The organism is Microcoleus sp. B5-D4, assembly GCF_036705145.1.
Taxonomy (GTDB): domain Bacteria; phylum Cyanobacteriota; class Cyanobacteriia; order Cyanobacteriales; family Microcoleaceae; genus Microcoleus.
Window position 1 is genome coordinate 1 of sequence record NZ_JAUBTV010000075.1, and the last position, 26,560, is coordinate 26,560.

Annotated in this window: 23 protein-coding genes; 8 read left to right on the forward strand and 15 right to left on the reverse strand. The window is 45.2% G+C overall.

The genetic code is table 11. The features are described from left to right. The first annotated feature begins 294 nt into the window (after positions 1–294). Positions 295–729, forward strand: a complete 435-nt coding sequence (gene psbU, locus QUB10_RS26190) for a photosystem II complex extrinsic protein PsbU (protein WP_006635850.1) — start codon at positions 295–297, stop codon at positions 727–729. A gap of 314 nt (positions 730–1,043) precedes the next feature. Next, positions 1,044–2,696 (forward strand): L-aspartate oxidase, encoded by a 1,653-nt coding sequence (gene nadB, locus QUB10_RS26195; protein ID WP_333206108.1) that lies wholly within the window; start codon positions 1,044–1,046, stop codon positions 2,694–2,696. A 21-nt stretch (positions 2,697–2,717) separates the two neighbouring features. Here nadB and QUB10_RS26200 read toward each other — a convergent pair whose 3' ends face one another. The 4 genes from QUB10_RS26200 to btpA form a co-directional block, all read right to left on the reverse strand. Next, complete coding sequence (locus QUB10_RS26200; protein ID WP_333206109.1) at positions 2,718–2,978, reverse strand: hypothetical protein; 261 nt, start codon at positions 2,976–2,978, stop codon at positions 2,718–2,720. A 595-nt stretch (positions 2,979–3,573) separates the two neighbouring features. Next, positions 3,574–5,709 carry a CHASE2 domain-containing protein gene (locus tag QUB10_RS26205; RefSeq protein ID WP_333206110.1) on the reverse strand — a complete coding sequence of 712 codons (2,136 nt, stop codon included), beginning with the start codon at positions 5,707–5,709 and terminating at the stop codon, positions 3,574–3,576. Between the two features lie 588 nt (positions 5,710–6,297). Continuing rightward, entirely contained in the window at positions 6,298–7,221 is a 924-nt protein-coding gene (locus QUB10_RS26210) for a vitamin K epoxide reductase family protein (protein WP_333206111.1), read from the reverse strand. A 197-nt stretch (positions 7,222–7,418) separates the two neighbouring features. Beyond that, positions 7,419–8,306, reverse strand: a complete 888-nt coding sequence (btpA, locus tag QUB10_RS26215) for a photosystem I biogenesis protein BtpA (RefSeq protein ID WP_333057464.1) — start codon at positions 8,304–8,306, stop codon at positions 7,419–7,421. A gap of 416 nt (positions 8,307–8,722) precedes the next feature. Here btpA and QUB10_RS26220 point away from each other — a divergent pair, with 416 nt between their 5' ends. Continuing rightward, positions 8,723–9,709, forward strand: a complete 987-nt coding sequence (locus QUB10_RS26220; protein WP_333206112.1) for a GDSL-type esterase/lipase family protein — start codon at positions 8,723–8,725, stop codon at positions 9,707–9,709. Between the two features lie 114 nt (positions 9,710–9,823). On the opposite strand, the gene QUB10_RS26225 is transcribed toward QUB10_RS26220, so the two are convergent. Both QUB10_RS26225 and QUB10_RS26230 read right to left on the reverse strand, forming a co-directional pair. Next, positions 9,824–10,948, reverse strand: a complete 1,125-nt coding sequence (locus QUB10_RS26225) for an RNA-guided endonuclease TnpB family protein (protein WP_333206113.1) — start codon at positions 10,946–10,948, stop codon at positions 9,824–9,826. A gap of 636 nt (positions 10,949–11,584) precedes the next feature. After that, entirely contained in the window at positions 11,585–12,637 is a 1,053-nt protein-coding gene (locus tag QUB10_RS26230; RefSeq protein ID WP_006635844.1) for a Gfo/Idh/MocA family protein, read from the reverse strand. 426 nt (positions 12,638–13,063) lie between these two features. Between QUB10_RS26230 and QUB10_RS34315 the strand changes: the two genes are divergently transcribed. Further along, positions 13,064–13,183 carry a PEP-CTERM sorting domain-containing protein gene (locus tag QUB10_RS34315; protein WP_445300793.1) on the forward strand — a complete coding sequence of 40 codons (120 nt, stop codon included), beginning with the start codon at positions 13,064–13,066 and terminating at the stop codon, positions 13,181–13,183. A 36-nt stretch (positions 13,184–13,219) separates the two neighbouring features. Here the strand turns inward: QUB10_RS34315 and QUB10_RS26235 are convergent, their stop codons facing one another. The 4 genes from QUB10_RS26235 to QUB10_RS26250 form a co-directional block, all read right to left on the reverse strand. Continuing rightward, a complete protein-coding gene (locus QUB10_RS26235; protein ID WP_333206114.1) occupies positions 13,220–14,557 on the reverse strand; it encodes a PrsW family glutamic-type intramembrane protease in 1,338 nt (445 codons plus the stop codon). Between the two features lie 177 nt (positions 14,558–14,734). Continuing rightward, positions 14,735–14,935, reverse strand: a complete 201-nt coding sequence (locus tag QUB10_RS26240) for a hypothetical protein (RefSeq protein ID WP_199292547.1) — start codon at positions 14,933–14,935, stop codon at positions 14,735–14,737. Next, a complete protein-coding gene (def, locus tag QUB10_RS26245) occupies positions 14,935–15,495 on the reverse strand; it encodes a peptide deformylase (protein ID WP_333206115.1) in 561 nt (186 codons plus the stop codon). The genes QUB10_RS26240 and def overlap by 1 nt, the downstream gene beginning before the upstream one ends. Positions 15,496–15,591: 96 nt before the next feature. Then, complete coding sequence (locus QUB10_RS26250) at positions 15,592–16,818, reverse strand: RNA-guided endonuclease TnpB family protein (protein WP_333152081.1); 1,227 nt, start codon at positions 16,816–16,818, stop codon at positions 15,592–15,594. 175 nt (positions 16,819–16,993) lie between these two features. Between QUB10_RS26250 and QUB10_RS26255 the strand changes: the two genes are divergently transcribed. After that, positions 16,994–17,506 (forward strand): DUF1648 domain-containing protein, encoded by a 513-nt coding sequence (locus QUB10_RS26255; RefSeq protein ID WP_333206116.1) that lies wholly within the window; start codon positions 16,994–16,996, stop codon positions 17,504–17,506. A gap of 413 nt (positions 17,507–17,919) precedes the next feature. Here the strand turns inward: QUB10_RS26255 and QUB10_RS26260 are convergent, their stop codons facing one another. Both QUB10_RS26260 and QUB10_RS26265 read right to left on the reverse strand, forming a co-directional pair. After that, the gene (locus QUB10_RS26260; RefSeq protein ID WP_333152076.1) at positions 17,920–18,375 is read right to left on the reverse strand and encodes an aspartyl protease family protein; all 456 of its coding nucleotides are present in this window, start codon (positions 18,373–18,375) and stop codon (positions 17,920–17,922) included. A 56-nt stretch (positions 18,376–18,431) separates the two neighbouring features. Further along, positions 18,432–18,887: a retroviral-like aspartic protease family protein gene (locus QUB10_RS26265; RefSeq protein WP_333152074.1), complete on the reverse strand. Its 456-nt coding sequence runs from the start codon at positions 18,885–18,887 to the stop codon at positions 18,432–18,434. A 119-nt stretch (positions 18,888–19,006) separates the two neighbouring features. On the opposite strand from QUB10_RS26265, the gene QUB10_RS26270 reads away from it, so the two are divergent. Both QUB10_RS26270 and QUB10_RS26275 read left to right on the forward strand, forming a co-directional pair. Continuing rightward, complete coding sequence (locus tag QUB10_RS26270; RefSeq protein ID WP_333152072.1) at positions 19,007–20,299, forward strand: pentapeptide repeat-containing protein; 1,293 nt, start codon at positions 19,007–19,009, stop codon at positions 20,297–20,299. Positions 20,300–20,396: 97 nt separating this feature from the next. Beyond that, positions 20,397–21,545 carry a mannosyltransferase family protein gene (locus QUB10_RS26275; protein WP_333206117.1) on the forward strand — a complete coding sequence of 383 codons (1,149 nt, stop codon included), beginning with the start codon at positions 20,397–20,399 and terminating at the stop codon, positions 21,543–21,545. Positions 21,546–21,582: 37 nt separating this feature from the next. Here the strand turns inward: QUB10_RS26275 and QUB10_RS26280 are convergent, their stop codons facing one another. Further along, the gene (locus tag QUB10_RS26280; RefSeq protein WP_333206118.1) at positions 21,583–22,206 is read right to left on the reverse strand and encodes a TenA family protein; all 624 of its coding nucleotides are present in this window, start codon (positions 22,204–22,206) and stop codon (positions 21,583–21,585) included. Positions 22,207–22,487: 281 nt separating this feature from the next. Between QUB10_RS26280 and QUB10_RS26285 the strand changes: the two genes are divergently transcribed. After that, complete coding sequence (locus tag QUB10_RS26285; protein WP_333206119.1) at positions 22,488–23,453, forward strand: glycosyltransferase family 2 protein; 966 nt, start codon at positions 22,488–22,490, stop codon at positions 23,451–23,453. 113 nt (positions 23,454–23,566) lie between these two features. Here QUB10_RS26285 and QUB10_RS26290 read toward each other — a convergent pair whose 3' ends face one another. After that, entirely contained in the window at positions 23,567–24,676 is a 1,110-nt protein-coding gene (locus tag QUB10_RS26290) for a glycosyltransferase family 4 protein (protein WP_333206120.1), read from the reverse strand. Positions 24,677–24,762: 86 nt separating this feature from the next. Beyond that, positions 24,763–26,154 (reverse strand): condensation domain-containing protein, encoded by a 1,392-nt coding sequence (locus tag QUB10_RS26295; RefSeq protein ID WP_333206121.1) that lies wholly within the window; start codon positions 26,152–26,154, stop codon positions 24,763–24,765. Between the last annotated feature and the right edge of the window lie 406 nt (positions 26,155–26,560).

Below are 26,560 nucleotides of genomic sequence, written 5' to 3' on the forward strand. Positions count from 1 at the left end.
TGTTCATTAATTTACCGAGAATCTGGTTCCTAAATCCTAGGTAAATCTAGGTAAATTGTCAACTGCCGTTAACCCCTTAAAATCGCAGTCCGAGTTTTTAATTTGGAGTGCCTTTTATAAACTTGCCTGCGATGCTAAAAAGTCAGCTAATATCATATATAACCTGCGTTGTCAATACCCCAATGGAAAGTTTATAACAGCCCTCTACCTATTGCGGATTTATCTGAAAAACTGCATAAGCAAAATGGTAGTCTCTACATAAATGCTGTGTATGAAATTGGGAGACAAAACTTCATGAAACGATTGGGTCGTCTATTGGCAGTATTGGGCTTAGTGCTGGGCTGCTTTGCATGGGCTGGAGACCAAAGCGCGATCGCGGCGTCATTAAGCCGTATCGTCTTGCCATCCTCCTCGCTCCTAGCTGTTGAAGCTCCGGCTAGAACCAATCGCGCTGATGAGAAGCTTGCCACAGAATACGGCAAAAAACTTGATTTGAACAACAGCGCCGTCCGGGACTTTCGGGAATTTCGAGGGTTGTATCCCACTTTAGCTCGACTAATTATTAAGAATGCTCCTTACGAAAATGTTGAGGACGTACTCAATATTTCAGACTTGACGGATGCTCAGAAAAAAGTGCTGCAAGCTAACATGGACAAATTCACCGTAACTGATGTTGAATCAGTCTTTATTGAAGGAGACAACCGGTTGAATAATGGTCTATACGACTAGGTAGCAGCGGGTCTCATTTGAAGTCAGAAGTCATTGGGCAGAAGGCAAACGGCCGAAAGAAAAGATTTTTTTCTATAGGCTGATGACTTCTGCCTTTAATTTCTCAAGACTTACTTTCAACCACCATTGGGCAAAAGGCGACCAAAATTCGCTAGATTGAAATAAGCGGGTTCCCCTGATTCATCTAAAATCTAAAATCTAAAATCTAAAATCTAAAATCCCTTGACTGACATTAGTTCAAGTCCCCAGATTCATCTGTAGACTCAATTCTAAAATCTAAAATCTAAAATCTAAAATTGACTGGCGGCAGACTTATGACTGACAAATTTGACGTATTGGTAATAGGTGCTGGCGCGGCGGGTTTGTACACAGCACTTTGCCTGCCAGAGCATTTACAGGTGGGCTTGATCAATAAAAATACCCTACCTGTTTCTGCAAGCGATTGGGCTCAAGGAGGGATTGCCGCAGCGATCGCCCCTGAAGATTCCGCAGCGCTGCACGTTCAAGATACACTGGCTGCAGGAGCCGGTCTTTGCGATTTGGATGCGGTGAAATTTTTAGTCGAGGAAGCTGGTGCTTGCATTGACTCCCTGGTGAAAATGGGCGTTGCATTCGATCGCACCGGCCCTGATTTAGCCCTCACCCTAGAAGCCGCCCACTCCCGCCGCCGAGTGCTCCACGCCGCCGACACTACGGGCAAAGCCGTGATCAGTACGCTGACAGCAAAAGTATTAAGCCGCAAAAACATTCAACTCGTATCTCCTGCCTTTGCTTTGAGTCTGTGGCTAGACAAAACCGGGCGCTGTCAGGGGATTAGCTCGATTTGTGGCTCACAAGTCAAGTGGCTGCAGGCCAAAGCCGTGGTGCTGGCGACAGGCGGCGGCGGACAGGTTTTTGCTCAAACGACCAATCCGTCGGTAAGTACCGGGGACGGGGTGGCAATTGCGTGGCGCGCCGGGGCGCTGCTGCGAGACTTAGAATTTGTGCAGTTTCACCCGACGGCGCTGAGCACAGCGGGCGCGCCTCGGTTTCTGATTAGCGAAGCGGTACGGGGAGAAGGAGCTCATTTGGTTGACAGTAAGGGATATCGCTTTGCTTTTGACTCTCACCCCAGCGGGGAACTCGCCCCTAGGGATGTTGTCAGTCGCGCTATTTTCCGCCACTTGCAGAAGACGGGGGAACCTCATGTTTGGCTGGATTTGCGCCCGATTGCGGTCGATCGACTGCGCTACAGGTTTCCGAATATTATTCAAGTGTGCGCTGATTGGGGAATTGATATTTTTTCCGAACCGGTGCCGGTGACGCCCGCAGCCCATTACTGGATGGGAGGAATTGTCGCTGACAAGTTTAACCAAACTTCGATTCCGGGTTTGTACGCGGTGGGAGAAACTGCGAGCACGGGGGTACACGGCGCTAATCGGTTGGCGAGCAATTCGCTGCTGGAATGTCTGGTTTTTGGGGCGCAGATGGGACTTTTGCAGCTAGAAGGTGGAACGCCGGAGGCATTCGCCGATCAGTTCGAGGCGCGGGAAATCTTGGAAAAATCGATTTCTGAAAAGGATATTGAGGCGATCGAAAGGTTGCGGGTTGAATTGCGGAATTTGGTGTGGCAGAGTGCGGGAATTTGCCGGGGACAGCGGGATTTGGAAAGGGCGATCGTCCAACTTGAAATTTGGCGGCAAGAATTTGCTTCCTTGCCTTTGAGTCAAACGCTTGATAATTTACGGCCCGGACAAATTATTGATTTTTCCCCTGCTGAGGCCCAGAATAGCTCGATTTTGCGAAATTGGGGAGAAGTTGGCAATTTATTGGATATCGGCTACTTAATTGTCAAAAGTGCTGCGTTTCGCACCGAAAGTCGCGGCGGTCATTACCGAGTGGACTATCCCCTCACCGATCCGGATTGGTGCAGCCATACTTTAATTAACCAATCCAATTGGTACAAATCTCCGCGAATAGAAGATTGAAAATTTATTGAAAATTTGGGGTCAGCGCGTTCCCGTACCGTCACTTTCGGGGATCCCGTTCGGGGGTGGTTCGTATTGTTGGGGATTTGCCAAGCTAGAGGTTGGTGTAACTGTCCCAACTCTGGGGGTCGATGGCGTCCGGATCTTGCCCGCGCTACGGGCTTTTGTGAAATTGCTAGTTGAGCTGCTGGTAAGTCGAGCCGCATTTGCAGTGCCGACTACATTCACTTGCAGGCAAGCAGCGAGGGTTGCCGTTGTTGTGAGCTGAATCAAAGTACGCATAGTATTCACCGCCTTATTCCAATCACCGCAATAGATCCACGTCTGTACCACCTATTATATCTATCAATTTCCGTATTTCCACTGATATCTTTACATTTACTTTAATTAACTTTCGTAAGTTTACATGAATTTTTTTACATTAAGGCTTTTTGGCGATTTGAATTTGGTTTCAGGTTGTGATTTATTTTAATATTTTGTAACATTTAGATGAGACGGCAAGTTGCTCTCATAAGTTTTATATTTAAGTTTTATATTTTACTTAATCTATCTAATTACAGATGACAGATTAGAGGAGTTAAATTATAGGATATTAGATTTTAGATTTCACTACTTTGGACATTTTTTTGAACTGTTTCAAAAAGCTTAGAGGGCTTACAGTTTAAGGAGCCAGCTATTTTTTTAAGTTAGCTGCACAGGGGACGCCTGAAATAATATCTCCCTCACGGTCCAATTAGGGTTTGAGGTCGAAAAATTGCTCAAATTTTGTCGGAAATAATTGAGATTTTAGATAAAAAATTGAATAATTACAAATGACTTATCAATATCGGGGTGGGGACTTTACCTACAGTTGCATTATGTTTTTAACTGGTCTTAATTAATAAAAGTGATATTGATTTTTCCCGCGTTCCTTAGCACGATACATCGCAACATCGGCATTCTTAACTAAAATCTCTGGCTCTTGACCGTCAATGGGATATAAACTAATGCCAATACTTGTAGTTACAGAAACTGTATGTTCTTCTAAAATAAAAGGCTGCATGATGGCGTCGCAAATTTTTTCCGCTACTTTCGCAGCTTCCTCGCTACCTGGAATTGCGGGCAAAATGACTGTGAACTCGTCGCCGCCCAACCGCGAGATTGTATCACTGCCGCGCAAGCATTTTTTGAGCCGACTGGCAACTGTTTTTAAGAGTAAATCGCCCACATTGTGTCCGAGAGTGTCGTTGATTGATTTAAATCCATCTAAATCTAAAAACAGTAAAGCTACCAATTCCTGATTGCTGGAGGCTATTTCTAGAGACCGATGCAAGCATTCGTAGAACATTTGGCGGTTGGGCAAACCGGTAAGAGCATCGTGATAAGCTTGGTGGCTGAGCTCAGCATTTTTTTGTTCTAGGGCATTTTGCCGGAGTTGGCGATCGGTAATATCTCTAATTGCTCCGACTAAAAAGAGATTGCCTGCAGCATCTTTATGTAGGGATCTTTTAGTCGCAATCAGATGCGTAATTCCGTGAGCGTCTGTAAAATATTCTTCATTTTCTCGCGGCTGGTGAGTTTGAAATACTAATTCGTCTTGCTGCCAAAATATCTCGGCTTCGGCTTGGGGAAATAAATCGTAATCGGTTCGGCAAGTTAAAATTTCTAAAGGATAGCCAATAAACCGACAATATGCCTGATTCAAAACTACGCAGCGGTGAGATCGATCTTTGACAAAAATGGGGTCGGGAATTGTATCGATTAGCGATTGTAAAAATTCTTTAGACCGTTTTAATTCTTCTTGCAAGTGCGCCAGATAACCCACAACTGCGGCACCAGAACCCAAAAGACTGAGGATTGGAGGAATTAACGGTAGCCACCAACTTGCTAAAAACACCAAGTATAAACTGGCACTCAGACCTAGACAGATACTTAATAAACAATAAGCCGATCGACCAAGCGATCGCAAATTCCAACTCACATTTGCTCCCGCCCAAGACCACAGCAAAATCCACAGCAACTCCGCAGCCTCTGGCCAGACATTGATACCCCCGCGCCCGTCGAGAGCTGCACTCAAAATTTGGCTCAAAAAATGAGCCTGAAGCTCGACTCCTGGTATTTGTTGGGGAGGACTAAACCAACCGGAACTGTAAGAATTTTGGTAAAAGTCTTTGAGGCTGGGGGCATTGGAGCCGATCAAGACAACGCGCGATCGTACAAAATCAGCAGGTACTTTGCCAGAAAGCACATCGCCCATCGATGCAGTGCGAAAACTGCCTCGCGGGCCGCGCAGGTTGGTCAAAATTTGATAGCCACGGCTGTCCGATCGAACGTAAGCACCGTCATTCGGTTGAAAAGGCCGAAAAACCCCCTTGCCTAACTGCAAGTATGTAGGATTGACTCTTGCTGGTTGAGGCGAAATTCCTTCGCTTTTGAGGTAAAGCAAAGCCAGTCTGAGTGCGAAACTTTGATGAGTTTTGCCGTCTCCGGGCCAAGCGTAGAGCAAAGTTCGCCGCACTTTTGAGTCAGCGTCGATGACAACGTTGTTGAAACCGATTCGATCTAGCTTGTCAAGTACCGGAGGCGGGCGAACTCCCAACCTGGTTTCGTCTGGCATCAACTCAATGCCGATTAAGTTGGGAATAGTTTTAAAAGTTTTGAGCAATTCGGCGTTACCCGGTTGAGTTGGCAAATCTCGGTAAATGTCGAGGCCGATCGCCCGTGGCTTGCCAGCGTGCAATTTTTGCAGCAATTGGGCCAAGACAGCATCCGAAATTGGGTAGCCGTATTTTTGCAAGTCAGCTTCCTTAATTTCTACAATGACGATGCGCGAGTCAATTGGTTCGGCCGGCCGCCAGCGCACAAATTGGTCGAAAGCAGCCCATTCCCACACCTGAAAACATCCGAACCAGCGCATTACAATCACCGTACTAGCAACGGCACTCGCAGTAATCAATACTCGGCGTTCTCGATCGACCCATTTTTTGATACTTTCTAGCATATTTTGGGGATGTGGGCCTCGCCTTGTGAGCATCTAAACTACTACTACGTATAGGTTTTACATCTCCGGGGCGATCTGCTCAGTCGATTTTAGATGTTAGATTTTAGATTATCCAATTTTTTGGTTTTTCGGTGCGGGCGAGCCGATTTTAGATGTTAGATTTTAGATTATCCAATTTTTTGGTTTTTCGGTGCGGGCGAGTCGATTTTAGATGTTAGATTTTAGATTATCCAATTTTTTGGTTTTTCGGTGCGATCGAGTCGATTTTAGATTTTAGATTATCCAATTTTTTGGTTTTTCGGTGCGATCGGGCTGCAAGAGCAGAAACCGGATTTCGCCACCAAAATATGTCATTTCAACAATCATTCTGGAAGCAGAAACCCGGTTTCTGGCGTTTTTGTGTAAAAGTTCTAGTATTTATTCGCTGCTCTAAATACTAGAGAGCCACAAATTGTTTTAAACTTTTTCGTTCTAACTAATTTTTACTATTTTTTTATTGATTATAGATGCGAGATTTTAGATTAATTTAGCCGCACTAGCCCACGATAAACTAAGTTAAAAATCACGATATTTCCTGCCAATCAATCTAAAATCTGTCATCTATAATCTCAAACTTTCCTGTTAGTTTTGAAAGTTGCGGGGGCCCGTGTAACCCGATAAATCAGCGAGTTTATCCAAAGATTGTGTCCCCGCATAAAACTGACCATTAATCTCCCAAGTCGGGAAACCTTTAACATTCGCAGCAGCAGCTTGGCAAATTTCAGCGCGGGAATTTTGACCCCGGGGATCGCATTCAAAATAATCAATTATTTTGGCTGCTTCTTTGCCGAACAGCATTTTTTGGTCGTGGCAGTGGGGACACCAGTAAGCGCCGTACTCTTTAGCGCCGATTTGTCGGAGGTGGCGGGCCAAAGCAATTTGTGCCGGGCCGGAGGTTGTAGTGACGGCAGGAGGTACAATTCCGGGGGTAGAGACAGTAGGAGGAGGTGACTTGACGCTGTTATAAAGTCCCAAGGCGCCGATCGAACTCACCATTGCCACCAAAATGCCTGTAAACACCAACTGCCCGATATCTTCCCACTCGCGCCCGACTAGCACCAGCACAAACAGCGACAGCGCAAATAAGGCAGAAGTGACGCAGTAAATGCACACATCCTGAATTTCAAAAGCCATCAAATACATCAAATAGCTGCTGAAAATTACCATCGCAGCGGTGATGATAAATAGCGCTTGCCAAGTTTTGTTTTCTAGTTGAGAGTGCAGTCCTTTCTTGGTGTCGGGATTTACAGCTTTGGGAGCCAATGCCAGGATTGCTATGCTTAGGTAAGCCAGACAGCCTAACAAACTTAAAGGCACTGTGCCAAAGACTGTAGCGTAGGGACTGTTGAGAACTTTGTCGCAGCCGCTGGTGGGACAAATGACCGAGCCATTGGTGAATTTAGCGATCGTGAGATAGGCCGTTTCTACGACGCCTATGGCTGCGATCGCTGCCATCAGAGTCCTAGACCAGCGATGAATCCAAGGGGTTGAACGTCGGCGAATCATTTTTTGATTTGGTAATTGATAATTGGGAATTGTTGACTGTTGACTGTTGACTGTTGACTGTTGACTGTTGACTGTTGACTGTTGACTGTTAATTCTTAACTAATGACTGATGACTGATAACTGATGACTACTGACTACTGCCAACTGCCAACTGCCAACTGACTACTGCCAAGAGTCAACAGTCAACAATTCCTATTTTACGTTTTACTTGTGACTTTGCCCGGTTCCGGTGTTGGCCCTCTTGAGCCATTAGCATCTCTATTTTCCTGTTCGGGCTCTTTCTGTGACAAGCTGCGGCGGGCGGCTTCTACAAACTGACTGACGCGGATCGGATCGATGGGCTGCTCGATGCGGCCGTTTCGCTTCAGGGAACTCGATACGATTACGCCGTCAGCGGCCTGCATGAGGGTGGAAATGTTTTCCCACGAGGCGCCGCTACCGATGAAAACTGGAATTCCCGCCGCTGCTGCACTCGCGAGTTCTAAGTCTTCGAGATTTGGAGGGCTACCAGTTGTCCAGCCGGAAAGGATTACGGCGTCGGCTAAAGCTCGCCCGATCGTCTCTTGGACGGCTGTGGTCAAGTTGGGGCTGCCTAGGGGTCGCCCGTGCTTGACTAACACGTCTGCTAATATTTTGACATCGCTGCCCAATTCCCGGCGGTAGCGCAGTAGCTGGTGAGCTTGGCCTTCAATTAAGCCTTGGTCTGTAGCCATGATGCCGTTGAGGACGTTGACGCGGATGAATTGAGCTCCTGTGCAGGAGGCGATGGCGATCGCGCTGTGGGCGTCGTTTCGCAGCACGTTAACGCCGATCGGCAGCGTCACGAGATTTGTTAGCCTCTCAACTACCAGAGTCATGGCACTTACCACCGCCGGATCTACGCTGTCTTTAGCAAAAGGAGCGTCGAAAAAGTTCTCGACTATGATACCGTTTGCGCCACCAGAAGCCAGCGCTGTAGCCTCTTGCTCGGCTCTTCCGATAATAGCTTTGAGGTTTCCGCCCCAGCGGGGAGAAGTTGGCAAAGGCTGTAAATGTACGACACCGATTATGGGATTCGGCGTTTTGAATATTTGTTTTAAGTCCACGGATTTTCCTGAAACCACCAATTTCACTGACTGCTGACGGCGGATGAGTCACGGTATATTCTAGAATTCTATATCCACGGGGGCGATTCGGTTGACTTAATCGGGTCGCCAAGTTGCTCAAACCCCGCAGCCATAACAGTTTAGATTTGAGATTTGAGATTTGAGATTTGAGATTTTACAAAGGCGACCTACTTACCTTACTCAAAGACGGATATTTGCTTCAACACAGGAGTCCTCGAAAGCAAAAAAAGTTTAGATTTTAGGGAGATTTCCCAGATTCATCTGTGGAGTCAATGCTTTAATCTTTAATCTTTAATCTACTGACTACAATCGGGGTTGAGAGCTTGACTGCTGTTGCATTCTTTTTTATACCTTGGTGTCGGCAGGGGTTTATCCTTCTCTCTTGAGGTTAAGTGGTGAAAGTTGTTCTCATAATTTTGGCTGTCACCGCAGGATTGGGGGCGGCAATCGAAGTGATCCTGCGGGTGCTGCTGGGTTTTGGTAATCCGTTGATTTACATTGCCGATGCCGAGTGCGGCTATTTGTTGGCGCCCAACCAAAAGGTGCGTCGCTTGGGCAACCGGATTGAGATTAACGAGTATTCGATGCGTAGCGGAGCGATCGCCCCGATACCCCCTCCAGAAACTCTGCGTGTCTTGCTGTTGGGAGATTCTGTCGCCAACGGCGGTTGGTGGACACATCAGACAGATACAATCTCGGAAATTATGGCTCAGAATTTGAGACTGCTAGTACAGAATCTGGCGAGCGATGCACAATTAGCTTCACAAGTCAACTATTCAACTTTTGAAGTTCTCAACGCCTCAGCCAATTCTTGGGGGCCGAGGAATCAACTTGCTTACGCCAACCGGTTCGGTGTTTTTGGGGCAAATGTTGTGGTGTTGCTGCTCAATACGGACGATTTGTTTGCATCGGCTCCCTGTGCTCTGGTTGTGGGGCGCGATCGATCTTACCCGGATCACAAACCCCGATCGGCTACGCTAGAGTTATTGAGCCGCTACCTGCTACCAGCAGTGCCGACTCCCCAATTGGCAGCACCCGGACCCACAAGTGGCGATGTAGTAGCCTGCAACTTAGAAGCTATTCGCCAAATCCAGAAAATAGCTGTATCGGCTAACGTCGAGTTTTTGCTAGCCGTCACGCCGAAGCGGGGCGAACTCGGCGGCCTGGGCCCTCGCGACTGGGAAGTCAAAGCTAGAGCGCGTCTCGCCGAACTCGTAGAAACAGAGAAAATTACTTACATAGATTTTCTTCCCATTTTCAATTGTGCGGCCGAATTTCCAACTTTGTATCGAGACAGCATTCACCTGAGTCCTCAAGGAAATCAGCTAGTTAGCAAAACCATCAGTCGTCAAATAGTCGCTCTTTTTTGGCATAAATCCTGACTCCACCTAAAGACGGATACTTGCCCACGACTGCTTTGTAAAACTTACCTAAACTTGTCTAAAATCGTTTTTAGACACAATCCGAGTTCACTTCCTACGCTGTTGGGTAGACGGCTAATCCCAAGATAAGTAGGCTATCCCCCTGGCTGCCAAGGGTTCCCAGTTTAAAATATTTAAACTCGCATTCAAATCACGATCTAAAGAGATGCCACAAGCAGGACAGTCAAACGTCCGAACGCTTAGTGGCAGATCTTTTTTCTTGCCACAATTAGAACAGGTTTTAGAGCTAGGGAACCATTGATCTACCAGCACTAAAGTTGCTCCATACATTTTGCACTTGTAATCAAGTTGGCGTTTGAATTCGTAAAATCCTAGATCGGATATTGCTCCAGCTAACTTGTGATTCGCCATCATGCCTTTTATATTCAAGTCTTCAATCAAAATTCGCTTGAATTTTTTGGCTAAATAAGTTGTTAACTTGTGAAGAAAATCGAGGCGAATGCTAGCTATCCGCGCGTGGAGTCTGCTGATCTTATTATAGGTTTTGCGTTGGTTTTGGGAGCCTTTTACCTGTTTTGATGCTTGGCGCTGCAAAGTAGCAAGTTTGGTTTTCGCACTGGCTTTCAAGGGTTTTGGTGCATCAAAGACCTGGTGGTTTGACAGTGTGGCCACATATTTAATGCCCACATCGATTCCCACGGATGCCTGAGACTGTTGAACTGGTAAACGTTCGGCGTCAACACAGAAGGAAACAAACCAACGACTTCCTTCTTTTGAAATCGTAAAAGTTTGAGACACGTAACTGCATTCTAGGGCTTCGTAGAGCCGAAAAGTTCCCAAGGTAGGAATCTTTATGGTGTTGCCAGCGCTTAGTAGAACTTGGACGTTAGACGAATCGACTGTAAAAGATTGACCGTCTCGGCGACTAGCGAATCTTGGATGACCTGCTTTCCCAGAGCGATACCGACTAAACGCATCTTTTAGATCGATTAACGCATTTTGGTAAACTCGACTAGACAACTGGTTCATCCAGCCGAATTCAGGCTGTTTCTTGACGTAGTTGGTGAGAACTTTTTTGACTTCGTTGATTACCTTGGAGTCGGTAAATTTCCCCTCACTATACATTTGAGTCCGCAAGCTTAACCCAAAGTTAAATACTACGCGCCGGAATCCTGCGTGTCTTGCCATCAAAGTCGCTTCGTTGCTATTCACTTTTAGCGCTCGTTTAACGGCAAACATAGAACTTCCTCAAGGGCGATTAAGTATGGATAAGTTTAGCGAACTATTTGGCACTTAAGTCTTGCTCCTGTTGTCGAGTGCAAAAAGTTAAAACCTTAGTTCAAGCCCCCAGATTCATCTGCAGAGTCAATCTCAAGTCTAAAATAGTTCGACTGAGCGCAACTCGACGCACGCGCTCGCCGAAAGTCTCACGCCGAATTGTCCAACCTCAAATCAACTGACATCGAATCCGGTTGCATGGGAACAGTTACCGATACTTTTTTGCTAACATTTGCTAACACATACATAAGTTGAGAACAGATCTCTAACCGGGCGCGTATCAACCGATGCCCGTAGAAATTTCTACAAGCACTTATATTCTTGCCTTCAGCTTGGTTATCGCTTACAGCTATTAGCCAATCTGATTATTTGCTTTGATAATGTAGAGGCAACTTATTTATATAGCGGTTGCGTACTATCAAGGTTTTTCACCTACATCTGAGTGGCTAAATTCATTCTATATGATATAAAGACCTCGGGAAAATGTAAGTGATTGTTAGCAAATGTCAGAAAAAGTCTTACTGTTAATCAACCCTTTTCAACGAACAACAAACCCAAACTGTAAAAGCAGCCGGAAACGACACGATTTGTCTCGATTTAGCTAACTTGCAAAGTAGACTCTAGCTCTTTCGGATACCAAGCTTGACCGTCGAGAGCCATTTGCTCGATCAAACTCGCAAGCCGCAGAGCTTTGAGAGCTTGTTCTCCTCCCACAGAAGGCTGATTTCCACCCCGCACGCAATTAATAAAATGCTCCAATTCTGCGTGGAGCGGTTCAATATTGCTGGTGTAAACTTTCTCGATCAACCCATCTTGACGGTAAAGCACCTGACCGTAATCCGTCACGTAATTGGCGGTTGTTTGTCGGTGAATCAAGATTTCGTTGTTGAGAAAATCTGCCTCTGTCAGAGAATTTTTGCAGTGAGCCACGATTGAACGGAGTTTGCGGTGCGTCACCTTACTGGCAGTCAAGGTGGCGACAATGCCGTTAGCAAAGTTCAACGTCGCTGTCACGTAGTCTAAATAACCTGAATCTGATGCCCTGCTGCCGCTAGCCGTCAGCTTCACCACTTGGGAATCTGCCAATTCCAAAAGCAAGTCGATGTCGTGGATCATTAAATCCAAAACTACCGATACGTCGTTAGCCCGCTGGGAATAGGGACTCATCCGGTGAGCTTCCAATGCCAGTAACTCTTCAGTTTTCAGCACTTTGCCGAGTTCCTGAAAAGCTGGATTGAAGCGCTCGATGTGACCCACTTGTAAAATCCGGTGGGCCTCAGCAGCAGCGTTGACCAAAGATTCGGCTTCGGCAATGCTAGCCGCGATCGGCTTTTCAATTAAAACGTGAACACCCGCTTGGAGACAAGACATCCCCACAGGGTGATGCAGGCGAGTTGGAACGGCGACGCAAACTGCATCTACGTGGGCGAGCAAATCTCGGTAGTCTTCAAAGAAGCGAACCCGGTATTTGCTTGCTACATCTATTCCCCGCTCTACATTTATATCTGCAACACCGACGAGTTCGATATCTTTTAGCAAGCTCAGAACTCGCGTGTGGTGCTGGCCCATATTGCCAACCCCAATCACCCCAATGCGGAGGGGTTCAGGTTGACTTCGCTGGGCGAAAACGTTTGCGTATCCCAATGACATCCTATCTAGCACTCCTGGATTCTCCTCCACCACCACAGGAATCAAGCCCCTTGGCTTCCCTCAGCTACTCACAGCCATCCAGATAGTACCACAGTCAAACTATTTGTGAAGAATTTCTAAGTTCAGTTGCGATTATCCCATCGGGCAATTAAGCAGAAGCTACTTATACACAAGGGCAGAATACTGGCGTAAAGTTTTTGGAAACTGCGTATTGACAAAATTTATTAAGTATGTATAAGCACCGGGACGATCGTCCGCAGCATCGCAACAACACAAACCTGTCGGAATATTTGGCGATTACGATCAAACATTTTTCTGGTTTCTGTTCAAAAGTAATAGTTAAAGCCATAAATTATACAAATACAACAGAGGACGCATCCGTATTACTTCGGTTATTTACATTCGGCAATCTTTGACTTCAAAAAAATTTACACCCTAGTCGATACCGAACCCGAACCAGTTCCCGAACCTCTCGCCGTTGGGGGCACAGCTTTAGCATTGGCAGGTTTAACCTGGTTAAAACACAAGAAAAAAATGGCAGTTTGAAGTGCGATCGCACCTCAACAATTAACCAGTCAGAAGTCATTTTTCAGAAAATATTCGAGTTGCAAAATTTTTCTCTCGATTCGGAGACAGAGCTCTGGCTTTCAAAATCGCAGCTACCAAAAACGCATAGGACAAAACTCCCACCAACGCCAGCAAAAGTACGCTGGCTGCTCCCGACGCATTCCACAAAGCGTGAAGTGCCGAAGCACTGAAATAGCCTACGCCCAAAATTTGCCAGCGCTTCCTGGGTTTGAGGGCGCTCAAACCGATAAAATATCCCAAATAGCCACTGTAAGCCATGTGTCCGGCGGCGGAACCCAAAATGCGGGGAATTAGCAACTGCAATCCTACTAATTGTCCGGCGTCGGGCCCTGCTTGCAGGGTGACATTTTGGATGACATTGGGAACGTACTGTCCCAGAGTTTCTAACAGTGTAAACCCGACTGCTGAGGCACTTCCTAACAGAATTCCGTCTAAAGGTTCCCACACGCCGATTCGATCGCGCCACGGATTTCGCAGCCAATTTCCCAGCAACATCGCTCCCAAAACGGGCAGGGCTTTCAGCAATTCTTCCATTAGACCCGCCCCGAAAAACATTCTGGTCAAAAAAGGCAAAAAACTGATTGTTTCGCCTTCGGTTGGCAGGCGGCCGGGCAAAATTTCTCTAAATACTAATATAAATCCAATTAATAAGGGGCTGATCACAATCAGGACTGTAGCTAAAGCCGAACCAAGCAATACCCACCAAGGCTTGTGTTTGCCGCATAGTTGATAGATAAAGTAGTAAGCCGCACCGGCGAGGTAAGCTGACAGCAGCAAGTTGAATGCTGCAGAATTTCCAACGGCGACAAACATTGAAACGACAACAATAACTGTGGCGATACCTGGATATAAGTAAGCTTTTTGGCTTAATTGTTTGCCCGTGGAGGCGATCGGGAATAATTGAGTTAAAGTGAGAGCGTCTTTTTCGCTCCCTGCAAAATTGCCCGTTTGCGGTGCTCTTAATCCGGGTTGATTTTGGTAAGGGGTTACGGGAGATTCAAATATAAATTCAGGGCCGTCAAGGCCGAGACTGATGCGATCGCCTGTTTCTAAAGTTTGGCAGCCTGAGAGCTTTTTTCCGTTGATATAAGTTCCGTTAGCGCTGTTGAGGTCGCAAATTTCCCATCTCGTCAAAGTACCCTGAGTTAGGGGACGGATCAGGGCGTGGCGACGGGAAACCATGCCGTGGGCGATCGACTCTAAAGCTATTTGACAATTGCGATCGCGTCCGATGACCAATTCCCCATCTTCAGAAAGTTGGTATTTGGATGCTGGGGTTCCCACAGCGTCTTTGGCTGGCACTTGTCGCAGAAATCCGATTTCATTAGTCATGAGTTATGAGTCATTAGTCATCAGTCATTAGTCATTGGTCATGAGCTCGCGAGCTGTTAGCTGATGTTATTTTTGAGCAGTCTTTATTCCACAGTTATTGGTTGTTAGCTGCTGACTAATTACTAATTACTAATTACTCATAACTGCTGACTAATGACTAATGACTAATAACTCTGCTTATAGATTTGCCCTGGCATCCTGAACGGCTGCATAGAAAAATATGCCAGTTAGCGGTACGCTCAGGGCGAGGATGATGCCCGTGACTAAATTGCCAAGTTGAGCTTCTCCCGATGACAGCTCAAAGATGGAGCCGACTGCCGCGATCGCAGTGATGCACGAAAGAGCTAATAGTAAACCACTTTTCGGAGTTCCTGCCATCATACTGATTTTACTGCCTTTGGCGAAAATTTCTGCTTGACTAATGCTTCATTCAGTGCCAGCTTGTTTTCTACTCTGTCTACAAACAGCACTCCGTTGAGGTGATCCATTTCGTGCTGAATTGCCCTCGACAGTAAGTCTGTTGCTATCAGGGTTTGTGGGCGGCCGTATTCGTCGCGGTAGGAGACTTCAATGACTTCTGGGCGTTTGACTTCTAAATAAACTCCCGGAATGCTCAAACACCCTTCTTGCAAGATGCAGACATCGCTGCTGCTACTTTTGATGGTGGGATTGATCAAAACCAATGGGGGTGTTTCGGGGTTGTCGGGTTCGCAGTCGAGCACGATGACTTGTTTGTGGACTCCGACTTGGGGGGCTGCCAAACCGATGCCATCGGCACTGTACATGGTTTGCAGCATTTCTCGGACTAGCTGCCGAATTTCTGCATCGACGCTTTTGACGCGCTTAGCTGGCTGCCGCAGGACGCGATCGCCTAATGTGTGTATTGTTAGGGGCGGTTTTTCTAACTTTTTCTTTTCAATCAAGACCTGAGCCGTCATAGAACCTCGCGGGATGTTTGGAAACCCCCAACGAAAGCTGTTGGGGGATGGAATTGGAACCAATACTATTATTTCCAATATTAATCTAATTGTGAACTACCCAGCGCTGATGCTATCGCATACAGCGTGGGCTTCTGTCTTCGTAGGGGAGTGCCTCAGATTGGACTTACGCCCCACCTTTGGACTTACCTTCCCTCCAACAGCAGAGACGGCCGTTCCATCCGTCTTTAGCATTCTGATACCTTCATTCCTGATATTTGTTGCAGCATTGCCATCTCTGTCGTGATGAGTGCCACAGTGAGAGCAAGTCCACTCGCGCACATCTAGAGACATTTCCGAGACTTGATGCAAACAAACTGAACAGGTTTTGGAGCTAGGGAACCATCGATCAATTTCTACTAACTTACCGCCTTTGCGGTCTAATTTGTAGCTCAGGAAATTGACAAACATTCCCCAGCCAGCATCAGAAATAGCTTTAGCTAAGCAATGATTACGAACCATGCCTTTAACATGAAGATTTTCTACTATGACAACTTGGTTTTTGTTGACCAGCTTTGCGCTGAGTTTATGCAGAAAATCCTGCCGACTATTGGCTACCCGTTCGTGTACCTTAGCAACTGATTTTTTAGCTTTTTTGCGAGAATTACTACCATCCTTTTTACGCGCTAACTTTTGCTGCTTACGCTTGAGATTTTGTTGATATTTTACAAAATGTTGAGGAGTCTCAAACTTAGAAATCTTAGTGCCGTCGGCAACGATCGCAAAGTGTTTTAATCCTAAGTCAATCCCAACGATTTTCCCAGAGGTATAAATTTCTCGCTTTTCACCTTCAATCTCAAATAAAATTGCAGCAAAGTATTTACCTGAAGGGTTTTGGCTAACTGTGACAGTTTTGATTTTTCCGTCAATCGGTCTATGTAATTTTGCTTTGACTACTCCAAGTTTAGGGAACTTGAGTTCAGAGTCAGAAACGACTTGAACATTTTGGGGGTATTGAATCGACTGCTTATGCTTTTTTGACTTGAACTTAGGAAACTGAGCTCTTTTGTCAAAAAAGTTTTTATAGGCAGTCGTGAGATTAAGCGTGGCCGCCTGTAGCACTTGACTGTAGCAGTCACTTAACCATTCATATTCCTTTTTTAGCGCTGGCAGTAAAGCATTTAATGCAGATTGTCCAAGCCCTTTGCCAGTCTCTTGATAGACTTCAATGGACTTATTAAGCGCGTAATTCCACCACCAACGAGCGCAACCAAAACTCTGTGCCAGATGCTGGGACTGCCGAGCGGTAGGGTATAAACGAACTTTGACAACTTTGCGTAGCATTTACTTACTGCTAATTGCTATTAATAGTAAATATTATATCAAAGGTTTTGCCGATCTGCAAAGATCGCAAAGCGAACAAGTGGGCATCGAACCCACTTGTTCTGTACGCTTTCATCCCGGCACTCAACGGACTACCATTAGAGTGCGGGACTTCCCGCTTGTTAGTTAAGTAGCCATGACTGGAAACGCACCAAACCAACGGCCGGTTATTTCTCTGGGGCTTTCGCCCGTTTTAGTGGCGGTAGAGCTTTTAGCTGCGATCGCGATTTTGCTGGCTGTGTTGCTCATCGTCAAGTTTTGGGCCGTTTTGCCCGATCGAATTCCCATTCATTTCGGCTTGGGGGGGCTGGCTGATGCTTGGGGCGAGAAGGTGACGATTTGGATCTTGCCGGCGGTGGCTGCGATTATTTTTGGGGTTTTAACTGCGGTATCGCGCTATCCGCATACTTTTAATTATCCGGTACGGATTACTTCTGAGAACGCTCACCGGCAATATCTGTTGGGGCGAGGCCTTTTGGTTTGGCTGAAGGCGGAGATTTGCTGGCTGTTGGCGTTTGTGGTGCGGCAGCAAATTCTTGTCGCTTTGGGCAATGCTCAAAGGTTTAGTATGGAGTTGCTTTTAGGGTTAGTTGTTTTGATGTTTGGGACGGTTGGCGTGTATTTGCTCAAGGCTTATTCTGCTCGCTAGATGTAGCGCCAAAAACTTACATCTACCCCAATACCCAGTTTATTTGTATTAATAAAAATCAAGCCCCGATGATATTATGTCCTGACTACCAAAGAAATAAAATTAGTTTGTAGTCAGGACTAAACTCGTCATATAACTTTGAGGACTAAAGTCCTCATTACAAACATTTTTGAGGGCGGCTAATTGACAATCAAGCATCCAGGATATAAGCCCCCGGATTCATTCCGAAAGCAGACTCAGGATCCAGAAATAAAAAACCTGTATCCGATGAAACTTGCCGAACGTATTTATCTCGCGCAAGTCAATGCTTCAATTCTTTAATCTAAAATCTCAAATCTAAAATCTCAAATCGATTGACGGGACATGAGAGGAATCACAGGCGAGAGGTTTGTGCTACGGTAAACGCCGATCGACTAACCCATCAGATATGTTTGCTGATTGTTCATCGGCAATACTCGCAGCCGTTGATTTTTCAAATCTGGTTCTAATCCTAGTTCTTCCATAGGAATCACGCCCAACAAAACAGCGGAAACGCCTTCTGGTAACTCTAAACAATCAAATCTCCCTTCTCTCCCTTCTATAATAATTTGAGCACCTGCAAAAATTCGACTTTTTGTGATGCCAGCCGATGTTTCTACATCTCTTTCTCCTACTTGTTTTAAACCGAGTTGGCTAATAACGGGAGCTGGCAGGGAAAGCAGTGTCGCTCCGGTATCGACAATAACGTTATCGATCGTCACAGAGCGAACTTCCTCAGCAGAAATGAATCCCCGTTCAGCCATAACTAGATCGATGCGATTCGTGACGGCGATTGTTGTAATAACTTGACCCTTTTGTTTGCCTTGCAGATTGGGGAGTACGAGTGTCATATTATTTACCTATTTTAAAAGTTTAAATTAATTGACAAGTCTTGAACGCGGATAAATTAAAGCATCAGATATGTTTGTTCTTCATTCATCGGCAATACTCGCAGCCGTTGATTTTTTAAATCTGGTTCTAAGCCTAGCCTTTCCATCGGAATCACGCCTAGCAAAATCGCATCAACTCCTTCGGGCATTTCAAGGCAGTCAAACACTGCTTGTCGCCCTTCAACTTCCAGCATAATATCTTGAAAAATCCGCCCTTTTCTGATTCCCGCAGCAGTTTCTACATTGGTTTCTCCAAGCTGGCTTAAACCTAACTGGCTGATAATGGAAGCTGGTAAGGCAAGCAGAGTGGCTCCGGTATCTACTAAAACTTTATCGATAGTTAATGAACGAATTTCACCCGCAGGAATGAACCCCCGCTCAGCTAGGACTTGATCGATGCGATTCGTTACGGTGATTGTTGTAAGAACTTGACCCATTTGTTTGCCTTGCAGATTGGGCAGCACCAGTGTCATATTATGTTACCTTTTTGAGTGCAATTGGTGGAGATTTATATTGTAATATTATCTAGAATCCTGCTTGGTTAGTTAAAATCGTTTTAGTGACCGGCTAAAATTAGAATTTGCCTCAACGCATGACACCAGAAAACAACTCTTCTCAACCCAATCGCCCTGAGTCTAACGTGACTGTAGAAAGTCAGAACGGTGCGAACCCTACTGTGGCACCAGAATCAGGGACAATCGTCGCTACTGCGGAACCGGAAAAACCGGTGCCGCCGCCTCCAACTCGCAAGGTTTTTTTGCCACAGCAGCCGGAACAAACGACTACTGAGAAGTCGGGATCGGTGCTGACGCTGGGGTTGATCGCAGCGATGATTTTTGGGCTCGCCAATGACAACATTTGGCTGGGCTTAATGGGCGCTGTCGGTGCGATCGGCGTATCGCTGCGGTTGATGTGGCCGAGTTGGGGCAAAATCTGGGCGCAGGTAATTCCGCCGACTTGGCGCACTCTGATCGTCGCCTGCTTCGGGCTTTTAGCTGGGATTGTTGGCTTGCTGATGCTCAGCGGTAGTAATACTGAACCGGGAAGCCGCAACATCCAAATCAACTGGGACGCCATCGGCGCTCTCGGCGAGCTGATCGGCGCTTTGGGCCAAATTTTGATCGCGATTTTGGGCGTTTACGTGGCTTGGCGGCAGTACGTGATCTCGAAAGATTTGACGATTCAGCAAAATCGAATTACGCAGCAGCAAACGATCGATGCTTATTTTCAAGGGGTTTCCGACTTAGCCCTTGACGAACAAGGGTTTTTGGAAGACTGGCCGCAGGAAAGGGCGATCGCAGAAGGCCGCACCGCTGCGATTATGAGCAGTGTAGATGCTGAAGGTAAAGCTAAAATTCTGCGGTTTTTGTCGCAGTCGAGATTGGTTACTCCTCTGAAGCGCGATCGGCTTTTAGGCCGCCCCATCCTTGACGGCGACGGCGGCTACGCTGAAGATAGAGATCACGGTATCCGCGTTATCGATCTCAATGTCATGTTAGCGGGTGCTGACCTGGCTGGCACCGATTTGCGGTGGACGGATTTGAGCGAAGCCAACCTCGTCCGCGCCAATCTCAGCAAGTGCGATTTAGTGAAAGCCAACCTCTCGCGCGCTGTCTTGTACGACGCCAATCTCGCTCGCGCCGACATGAGAGCGGCCGCATTATTCTACGGCTCGGCACAAACTGCATCCCCCCGCAGCCGTACCGAATTTCCCAACTATCAAACGGGTGAACATACCGGCGCTGTGGTTGAACGTGTTGATTTCACCGGTGTCAAGCGGCTGTCGGAGGATCAGCGCTATTACTGCTGCGCTTGGTGTGGCTCGAAGTCGAGAGAGACTATTCCCGGCGGCTGCGAAGGGATTCCCAATAAACTCGGACGTTAAAATTAGCAGTACGCCTGTACTTACGTATATATTTGGCGATCGCTCGGCAGCGGACTATACTTTAATTTTAAATCAACAGTCTTGCGCTGTTTTAGCCATGACAAATACTGATTTAGGGCTAGAAGTAATTCCGCATCGTCCGCGCTCCAAAAGCAGGGACGGGTTAATTTTTGTAATTGCTATGTGGTTTCTGAGCCGATCGGTAATTGCGATCGGGATGCAGATAATCGCTCCTTTAGTCTGCAAGGACCCGCCAGTGTATGCCCTCCGGCCGCCTCTGGGTTTTGTCAGCGACTTCCTTCCCAAAAGTGGCTGGGAACTGTTTTCGCATTGGGACGGTAAATGGTACACCCAAATCGCTAATTTAGGCTACAGCTATGCAGATGACGGGCAGCAGCATTCCGTTGCCTTCTATCCGCTTTTTCCCTTACTAATTCGGGGGCTGATGACCCTCGGAATGCGAGCCGACGCCGCAGGGGTATTAATCAACTCTGGGGCGTTTTTGGGTGCGTTATTGGTGGTGTACTTTTGGGTAGAGGAGCGATACGATGCTGGTGCAGCAAAGTGGACGACTGCTGTGCTAGCTTGGTGTCCGTTCTCACTATTTTGCACTGTCATCTATACAGAAGGATTGTTTTTGTTCCTGACAGCATCGGCTTTACGAGCTTTTGAGAGGGGCGAGTATATTTGGGCGGCTTTTTGGGGAGCTTTGACGACTGCTACTAGGGGGCCGGGAGTGGCGCTGATACCTACTTTTTTGCTGGCAGCTTGGAGGGAAAAAAGATCTCCCCTCGCTTATGCTGCGGGTTTTGCTAGCGCGCTCGGGTTCTTTTCATTTATTTTATACTGTGCTATTAATTTGGGAAATCCTTTAGCATTTATTCACATCCAAAAAGCCTGGGGTCAGCCTACTTGGCTGGAGATATTTAAGGACTTTTTCAGTTTCAGCTTGTACAGTGCTACTAAAGTTGGGATGGTTTTTGGCGGTGGCTATTTGTTGTGGTATTTACGAAAAAGGTTGAGCATTACAATCATATGCTTCGGTTTTTGCTCTTTGGCCCTGCTGGTTACTTCGGGAGCTTTACAATCGGTAGAGCGCTACGCTTACGGTATTGTGCCGCTGTCAATAGGTCTTGGCTTGTTATTGGCGGCTAGACCTCGTTGGGGTTACGGGTTGATGGGATTGTTTGGTATATTTCTGCTGCGCTTTTCCGTGAGATTTGCTAGTTGGCTGTGGGTAGGTTAGGGGCGATCGCTCTTAATATCTTTTGCCCAAACTTAATTTACTCTATTTCCCAAGCTGCCTGAAAAAAGTCTCTTTCACACAGCATAGCGTAGCGATAGGTTGCTTCTACTTCTGGCCCTGCCTCTGCGTAGCGATCGACCAAACTTTCCAGCCGTTTTGCTAAAATCTCAAAATCTGGGCTGCTATAGGTCGAAATCCAGTCGCTAAAGGCGTGTTCCGGTATATTAGGTTTAGCTAGCTGCTGTCCCAAAAAAGCATACAACCGCAAGCAAGGAGTCATGGCGGCTACTGTCAAACCCACACCGTTTCCCCAGGCTGTCGCTAATAAAAAATCTGTGTAGCGGCGGGTAGCGATTCCCGGTTTTGCCCCTTGCAAGTTTACACCCCATTTTGCTGCATATCCTTGATGCAAACGAAGTTCTTCTAAAACCCCACTACCGAGATTGTGCAGAATTTCAAACCCCTCCCAGTCGGGTGCTTTTGCCGCAGCGATACTGTAAGCGCGAGCGAAGGCTCCCAGAAAAAATGCGTCTTGTGCAACGTAATATGCAAAACTATTTTGGGGGAGGCTGCCGTCAGCAATGCCTCTAACAAAGGGATGTTGCAGACAAGCTTCGCTTAAGTCTTGATTTGCTTGCCAAAGATCATTGGAATTGGTCATGCAATTTTGAATCTCTGGGTTATGATTGTAATTTTTATAGTCTGACTCAACATCTATGATAACAGATATTTTCGCTGTGCGTCAGTCTTATGGTATCTTTTATTTTTCGTATTTAAGAAAATAGATAAGTTTTGGTATTCGGCTATTTTGTGGGCTGCTGTTGTCTGGCTCAAAGAGCGAAATTACGTGCAGAACCTCTCTCGTGAAGTAGCCAGGGTGTTTGGGGAAAAAGAAACTTTTGATTTAACGGTTGAAAAGCCAATTTTTAAACAGAAACTGCAATGAACGATACACCTAAGTATTCCTTGGTAATTCCTATCTATAACGAAGAAGAAAATCTCGCTGAATTGTATCGGCGAATTAGTGCCGTGATGGATCGAATGGACGGCCCAGTAGAATTAATTTTAATCAATGATGGCAGTCGCGATCGCTCTCTCGAACTTTTGCGAGAATTGCACGAAAAAGACTCGCGAATTTGTTACCTCAGCTTTGCCCGCAATTTTGGTCATCAAATAGCTGTAACTGCTGGTTTAAACTTTTCTAGAGGTCAAGTTGTAGTCATCATGGACGGCGATTTACAAGACCCGCCAGAGCTAATTATAGATATGGTAGAACAGTGGAGGCAGGGCTATCAAGTTGTTTACGCTCAACGCACTCAACGCCGTCAAGAAGGTTGGTTTAAGCGGTTGCCCGCTTATATGTATTATCGCATTTTGCGCCATCTTGCTGATGTTGATATACCCATAGATACCGGAGATTTTTGTTTGATGGATAGGTGCGTGGTAGATGTACTCAACGCCATGCCAGAACGCAATCGTTACATTCGGGGACTGCGGGCTTGGATTGGTTTTAAACAAACGGCGGTTAAGTTTGAACGTGATCCGCGCTTTGCAGGCGAGGTTAAGTATACCTTCAGAAAATCTTTGAGTTTGGCGATGAATGGTTTAGTATCTTTTTCAAAAGTTCCCCTTCGACTTTCGATTTATTTGGGGTTATTTGCTGCATTTATATCTGTGTTAATGGCTTTTTTGATTTTGTATTGGCGGCTTTTCTATCCAAGTTCTGCCTTAACTGGTTTGACAATTGTGATGATGGCGGTTTTCTTTTTGGGTGCGGTGCAGTTGGTGAGTATTGGGATTTTGGGCCAGTATATAGGGCGGATTTATGAGGAGGTGAAGGGCCGGCCACTTTATACGCTGGCAGAAGTGGCGGGTTTCGATCCATTTCGTCAAAAAAATGGTAAATAAGCAGGACGTTTTTACTATCTTGACGGCTTAAAGATAGCGGTTGTATGGTACGTCTGCTTAATCACCTGAACCCTGAACCACATTCAAAATGCGGGTAGTTGATTCATTATTTGCTACTTAATTTCAGCCGATATAAACTCCTGATGCCATTGTTGAGCGACTCTATCCCATCCAAATGAATCTTTAAGAGCTAATGCTTCCTGTCTTAAAGAGTCTTGTTTCTCAGGATTTTTTAGCAAGTCTATCACTGCTGCAATAAAAGCATTATTAGTTTCCTCATCGCCCGCAGGCCCCTTAATTCTGATACCTGATTTTACAGTGTCATCTAAACCTGCATAAGTTGTCACCACAGGAACACAACCAGCAGCTTGCGCTTTCCAAGCACTAATACAGAAAATCTCCGCCGCAGTATGACAAGGATAAACCCAGATGCCTGATTTGAATAATTCTTCCACTAACTCCTTGTGTCCAATCCTGCCATGTTCATAGACATTTTCTTGCTCGAAAAGTTGTAAAAGTTTTTGCTTTTTATCTGGTAAGTATGGAAATTTCTCAATATAAGGTGAATTAATTAAAGCATCAATTCCTTGCCAACCATAAAAAATATGTAATTCAACATCGGGCACTTCTTTGAGAACTTGATCCCATTGAGTTAGTAAATTTTCAATACCTCTTGCATAATCACTAATCGAAATGAGCCTTTTGGGATTTCTAGCAATTCCTGTTAAGTTGAAATCTTCGAGATTAATCCCATTGGTTGTTAAAAAAATCTTGTCTTCAGGAATCCAGTCGGGCAGCAGAGATTTATGAAAATTTGACAACATAAAAATTTTGTCAAAACTTGCCAGAAATTCTAAACGCTGAGACTCTTCTACAGGAGGAAATAATTTCGGGTTATCGTGCATCCAGACAGCCGTTTTTCGGGCTTTCACTTTCATACGCATAGGTTGTGTCCAAACACGATGAAAGATTAAGACATTAAAGTTATCTTCGGTATTGAATTTATCAACTGACTGATAAACTACTCCCTTATATTCCCCTTCCATATCACCGCAGCGATTAAAAACAGTAACCTGGTAGCCTAATTTAACTAATTCTTGACTTAAGTAAATAATCGCTTCTTCACTTCCGCCAATACCTTTATTCACAGATAGAGGAGACCAATCTTCTAGATGAAATGGAAAATTGGAATAAATTACAATTGAGTTATTGTCCCAGTTCATATTATTTGACTATTCCAAATTTTTGACATAGATATTGTAGAGTAAAATTAGATATTTGTCAAACAAATCCCATCAATCAAGAGGATTTAATTTTGTGTCACTGACTCACACAACATTGTTAAGGTCGTTTTTTGATTGATACACACTTTTTCTATGACTGTCATCACATCATCAGCAAATAACTGTGCGGTTCGATCGCTGATGACAGGTTCTACATAAATAAAGTTGCAAAATAATTGCTCATTTAGCGTGAGAACTCCTAACCAAAAACAATCACCACTAATATGGTGAGGAGTAGCAAAGTATAATTCCTTAACCTTTAGCTTATCGGCTTGATGTCGAAATTTAAATTTGCCTCTATTGGAAATTGAAAAAAGATTATTTCTTCCCATAGTATCTTCTTTACTCACTATAGACTTAATAACTAGTTCCTTGATGGTATCCATGTCAAGATGACGTAATTTACTTTGTAGTAGTCTAGTTATATGGACACCGCTAATTAAAGAATCATGTATGCGGGATTTACATTCTCTAGCTAAATCCCAAAAAGATGTCTTTGGCTCAATTAACTGATTAAAACCCAGCGCAGATATAAAACAACCTAGATTTTGGCCTGTGATTTCAGGCTCACAATATTTTCTCAAATCTACAGGTAAACCATAGGAGAAATTTACCTGTGTATCTATTGATAGTAATTTGCCAGCAGCAAATAGCATAGCCGCACACATAGCACCATGCACAGTGGTTTTTTCTTGTTTGCATTTATCAATTAGTATCTTAGTCTTTTCTTGACTAAGCATTCGCGGTAGCATCCGAGTCAAACGTTCATTTGCGGATGCTTGATGTTCAATAATTAATTGTGGTGGCAGAGTTTGTTGTTCATTTGCGAGTTGAGGATTTTCTCTTGGGTGTTGAGTGGGAATATTATAAGTAAGTACATTTTCTAGGGGAGCAAGAAATTCTAGTGATTCTACTTGAGATATATTCTCTCCTTCTTTAATTGCCTGACAATAAAATAACAAATCATCAATAAAGCGCATACATGATATGCCATCTACAATTCCATGATGAAAGGTAATAATCATTTCACAGGTATTTTGATGTTGATGAGAATACAAAAGAGTTAAACGACACAGAGGATTTTTCCCTGGTGTGAATTTTGTATGTAGTTCTTTTTCAGCAATTTTAATTGCTTCATTTTCATCTTGTTTGTAGATAACTTGTACGGAAATTTCTGTTATGCCTGTCGATTGAAAATATAATCCATCCTCAGACTCAACAATGTAAACTTGGAGCATGGGATGACGCTGTTGGACTAATTTAAGAGCTTGTTGAACAACATCCGGTGTTAAAATCCCTTCCAGAGAGACAACATTTACAATTAGCCCACCTCCCACATCATGGCCTAGCGCCATCCACATTTCTACCAAACCAAGTTTTCTGCTGAAAGATTTCATTTTAATTTTCTCTAATTTCAAAGTTTATCTACATTTATGCAATTGCTCAATTATCCCAAATTGAGTTGTATGTAAGTTAGTTTCTTCATCAACCGCAGGTTCATTAATTCTGATACCTGATTTCACAGTTTCATTTGTGTAACTCACTCAATACTTCGGACAGTTTTTGGTTGTCACCGGCATAATTAGGGTTTGAGCCAAGTCACAACTCAGGAAAAATCAACGATTCCAGCCATTTTACCCCAAAGTGTCAGAACTATTGTAACTGACTCATCTGGGAGTGTGACAAAGAGGCCTAGGAACTAGACTAAATAAGGGTGGCAGGTTGTATACCCTGTTGAGAAAAGCAAAGTTTATTTGGAGTTAGGTTCATTAACTCTTGCACATCTACTGAATATTGAGCCAGATAATTGACCCAGGGGTCTCC

Bases quoted from the DNA above. Each gene is read 5' to 3' on its own strand.
- psbU (WP_006635850.1), top strand. From the start codon at position 295: ATGAAACGATTGGGTCGTCTATTGGCAGTATTGGGCTTAGTGCTGGGC.
- nadB (WP_333206108.1), top strand. From the start codon at position 1,044: ATGACTGACAAATTTGACGTATTGGTAATAGGTGCTGGCGCGGCGGGT.
- QUB10_RS26200 (WP_333206109.1), bottom strand. From the start codon at position 2,978: ATGCGTACTTTGATTCAGCTCACAACAACGGCAACCCTCGCTGCTTGC.
- QUB10_RS26205 (WP_333206110.1), bottom strand. From the start codon at position 5,709: ATGCTCACAAGGCGAGGCCCACATCCCCAAAATATGCTAGAAAGTATC.
- QUB10_RS26210 (WP_333206111.1), bottom strand. From the start codon at position 7,221: ATGATTCGCCGACGTTCAACCCCTTGGATTCATCGCTGGTCTAGGACT.
- QUB10_RS26225 (WP_333206113.1), bottom strand. From the start codon at position 10,948: ATGTTTGCCGTTAAACGAGCGCTAAAAGTGAATAGCAACGAAGCGACT.
- QUB10_RS26230 (WP_006635844.1), bottom strand. From the start codon at position 12,637: ATGTCATTGGGATACGCAAACGTTTTCGCCCAGCGAAGTCAACCTGAA.
- QUB10_RS26235 (WP_333206114.1), bottom strand. From the start codon at position 14,557: ATGACTAATGAAATCGGATTTCTGCGACAAGTGCCAGCCAAAGACGCT.
- QUB10_RS26240 (WP_199292547.1), bottom strand. From the start codon at position 14,935: ATGGCAGGAACTCCGAAAAGTGGTTTACTATTAGCTCTTTCGTGCATC.
- def (WP_333206115.1), bottom strand. From the start codon at position 15,495: ATGACGGCTCAGGTCTTGATTGAAAAGAAAAAGTTAGAAAAACCGCCC.
- QUB10_RS26250 (WP_333152081.1), bottom strand. From the start codon at position 16,818: ATGCTACGCAAAGTTGTCAAAGTTCGTTTATACCCTACCGCTCGGCAG.
- QUB10_RS26255 (WP_333206116.1), top strand. From the start codon at position 16,994: ATGACTGGAAACGCACCAAACCAACGGCCGGTTATTTCTCTGGGGCTT.
- QUB10_RS26260 (WP_333152076.1), bottom strand. From the start codon at position 18,375: ATGACACTCGTACTCCCCAATCTGCAAGGCAAACAAAAGGGTCAAGTT.
- QUB10_RS26265 (WP_333152074.1), bottom strand. From the start codon at position 18,887: ATGACACTGGTGCTGCCCAATCTGCAAGGCAAACAAATGGGTCAAGTT.
- QUB10_RS26270 (WP_333152072.1), top strand. From the start codon at position 19,007: ATGACACCAGAAAACAACTCTTCTCAACCCAATCGCCCTGAGTCTAAC.
- QUB10_RS26275 (WP_333206117.1), top strand. From the start codon at position 20,397: ATGACAAATACTGATTTAGGGCTAGAAGTAATTCCGCATCGTCCGCGC.
- QUB10_RS26280 (WP_333206118.1), bottom strand. From the start codon at position 22,206: ATGACCAATTCCAATGATCTTTGGCAAGCAAATCAAGACTTAAGCGAA.
- QUB10_RS26285 (WP_333206119.1), top strand. From the start codon at position 22,488: ATGAACGATACACCTAAGTATTCCTTGGTAATTCCTATCTATAACGAA.
- QUB10_RS26290 (WP_333206120.1), bottom strand. From the start codon at position 24,676: ATGAACTGGGACAATAACTCAATTGTAATTTATTCCAATTTTCCATTT.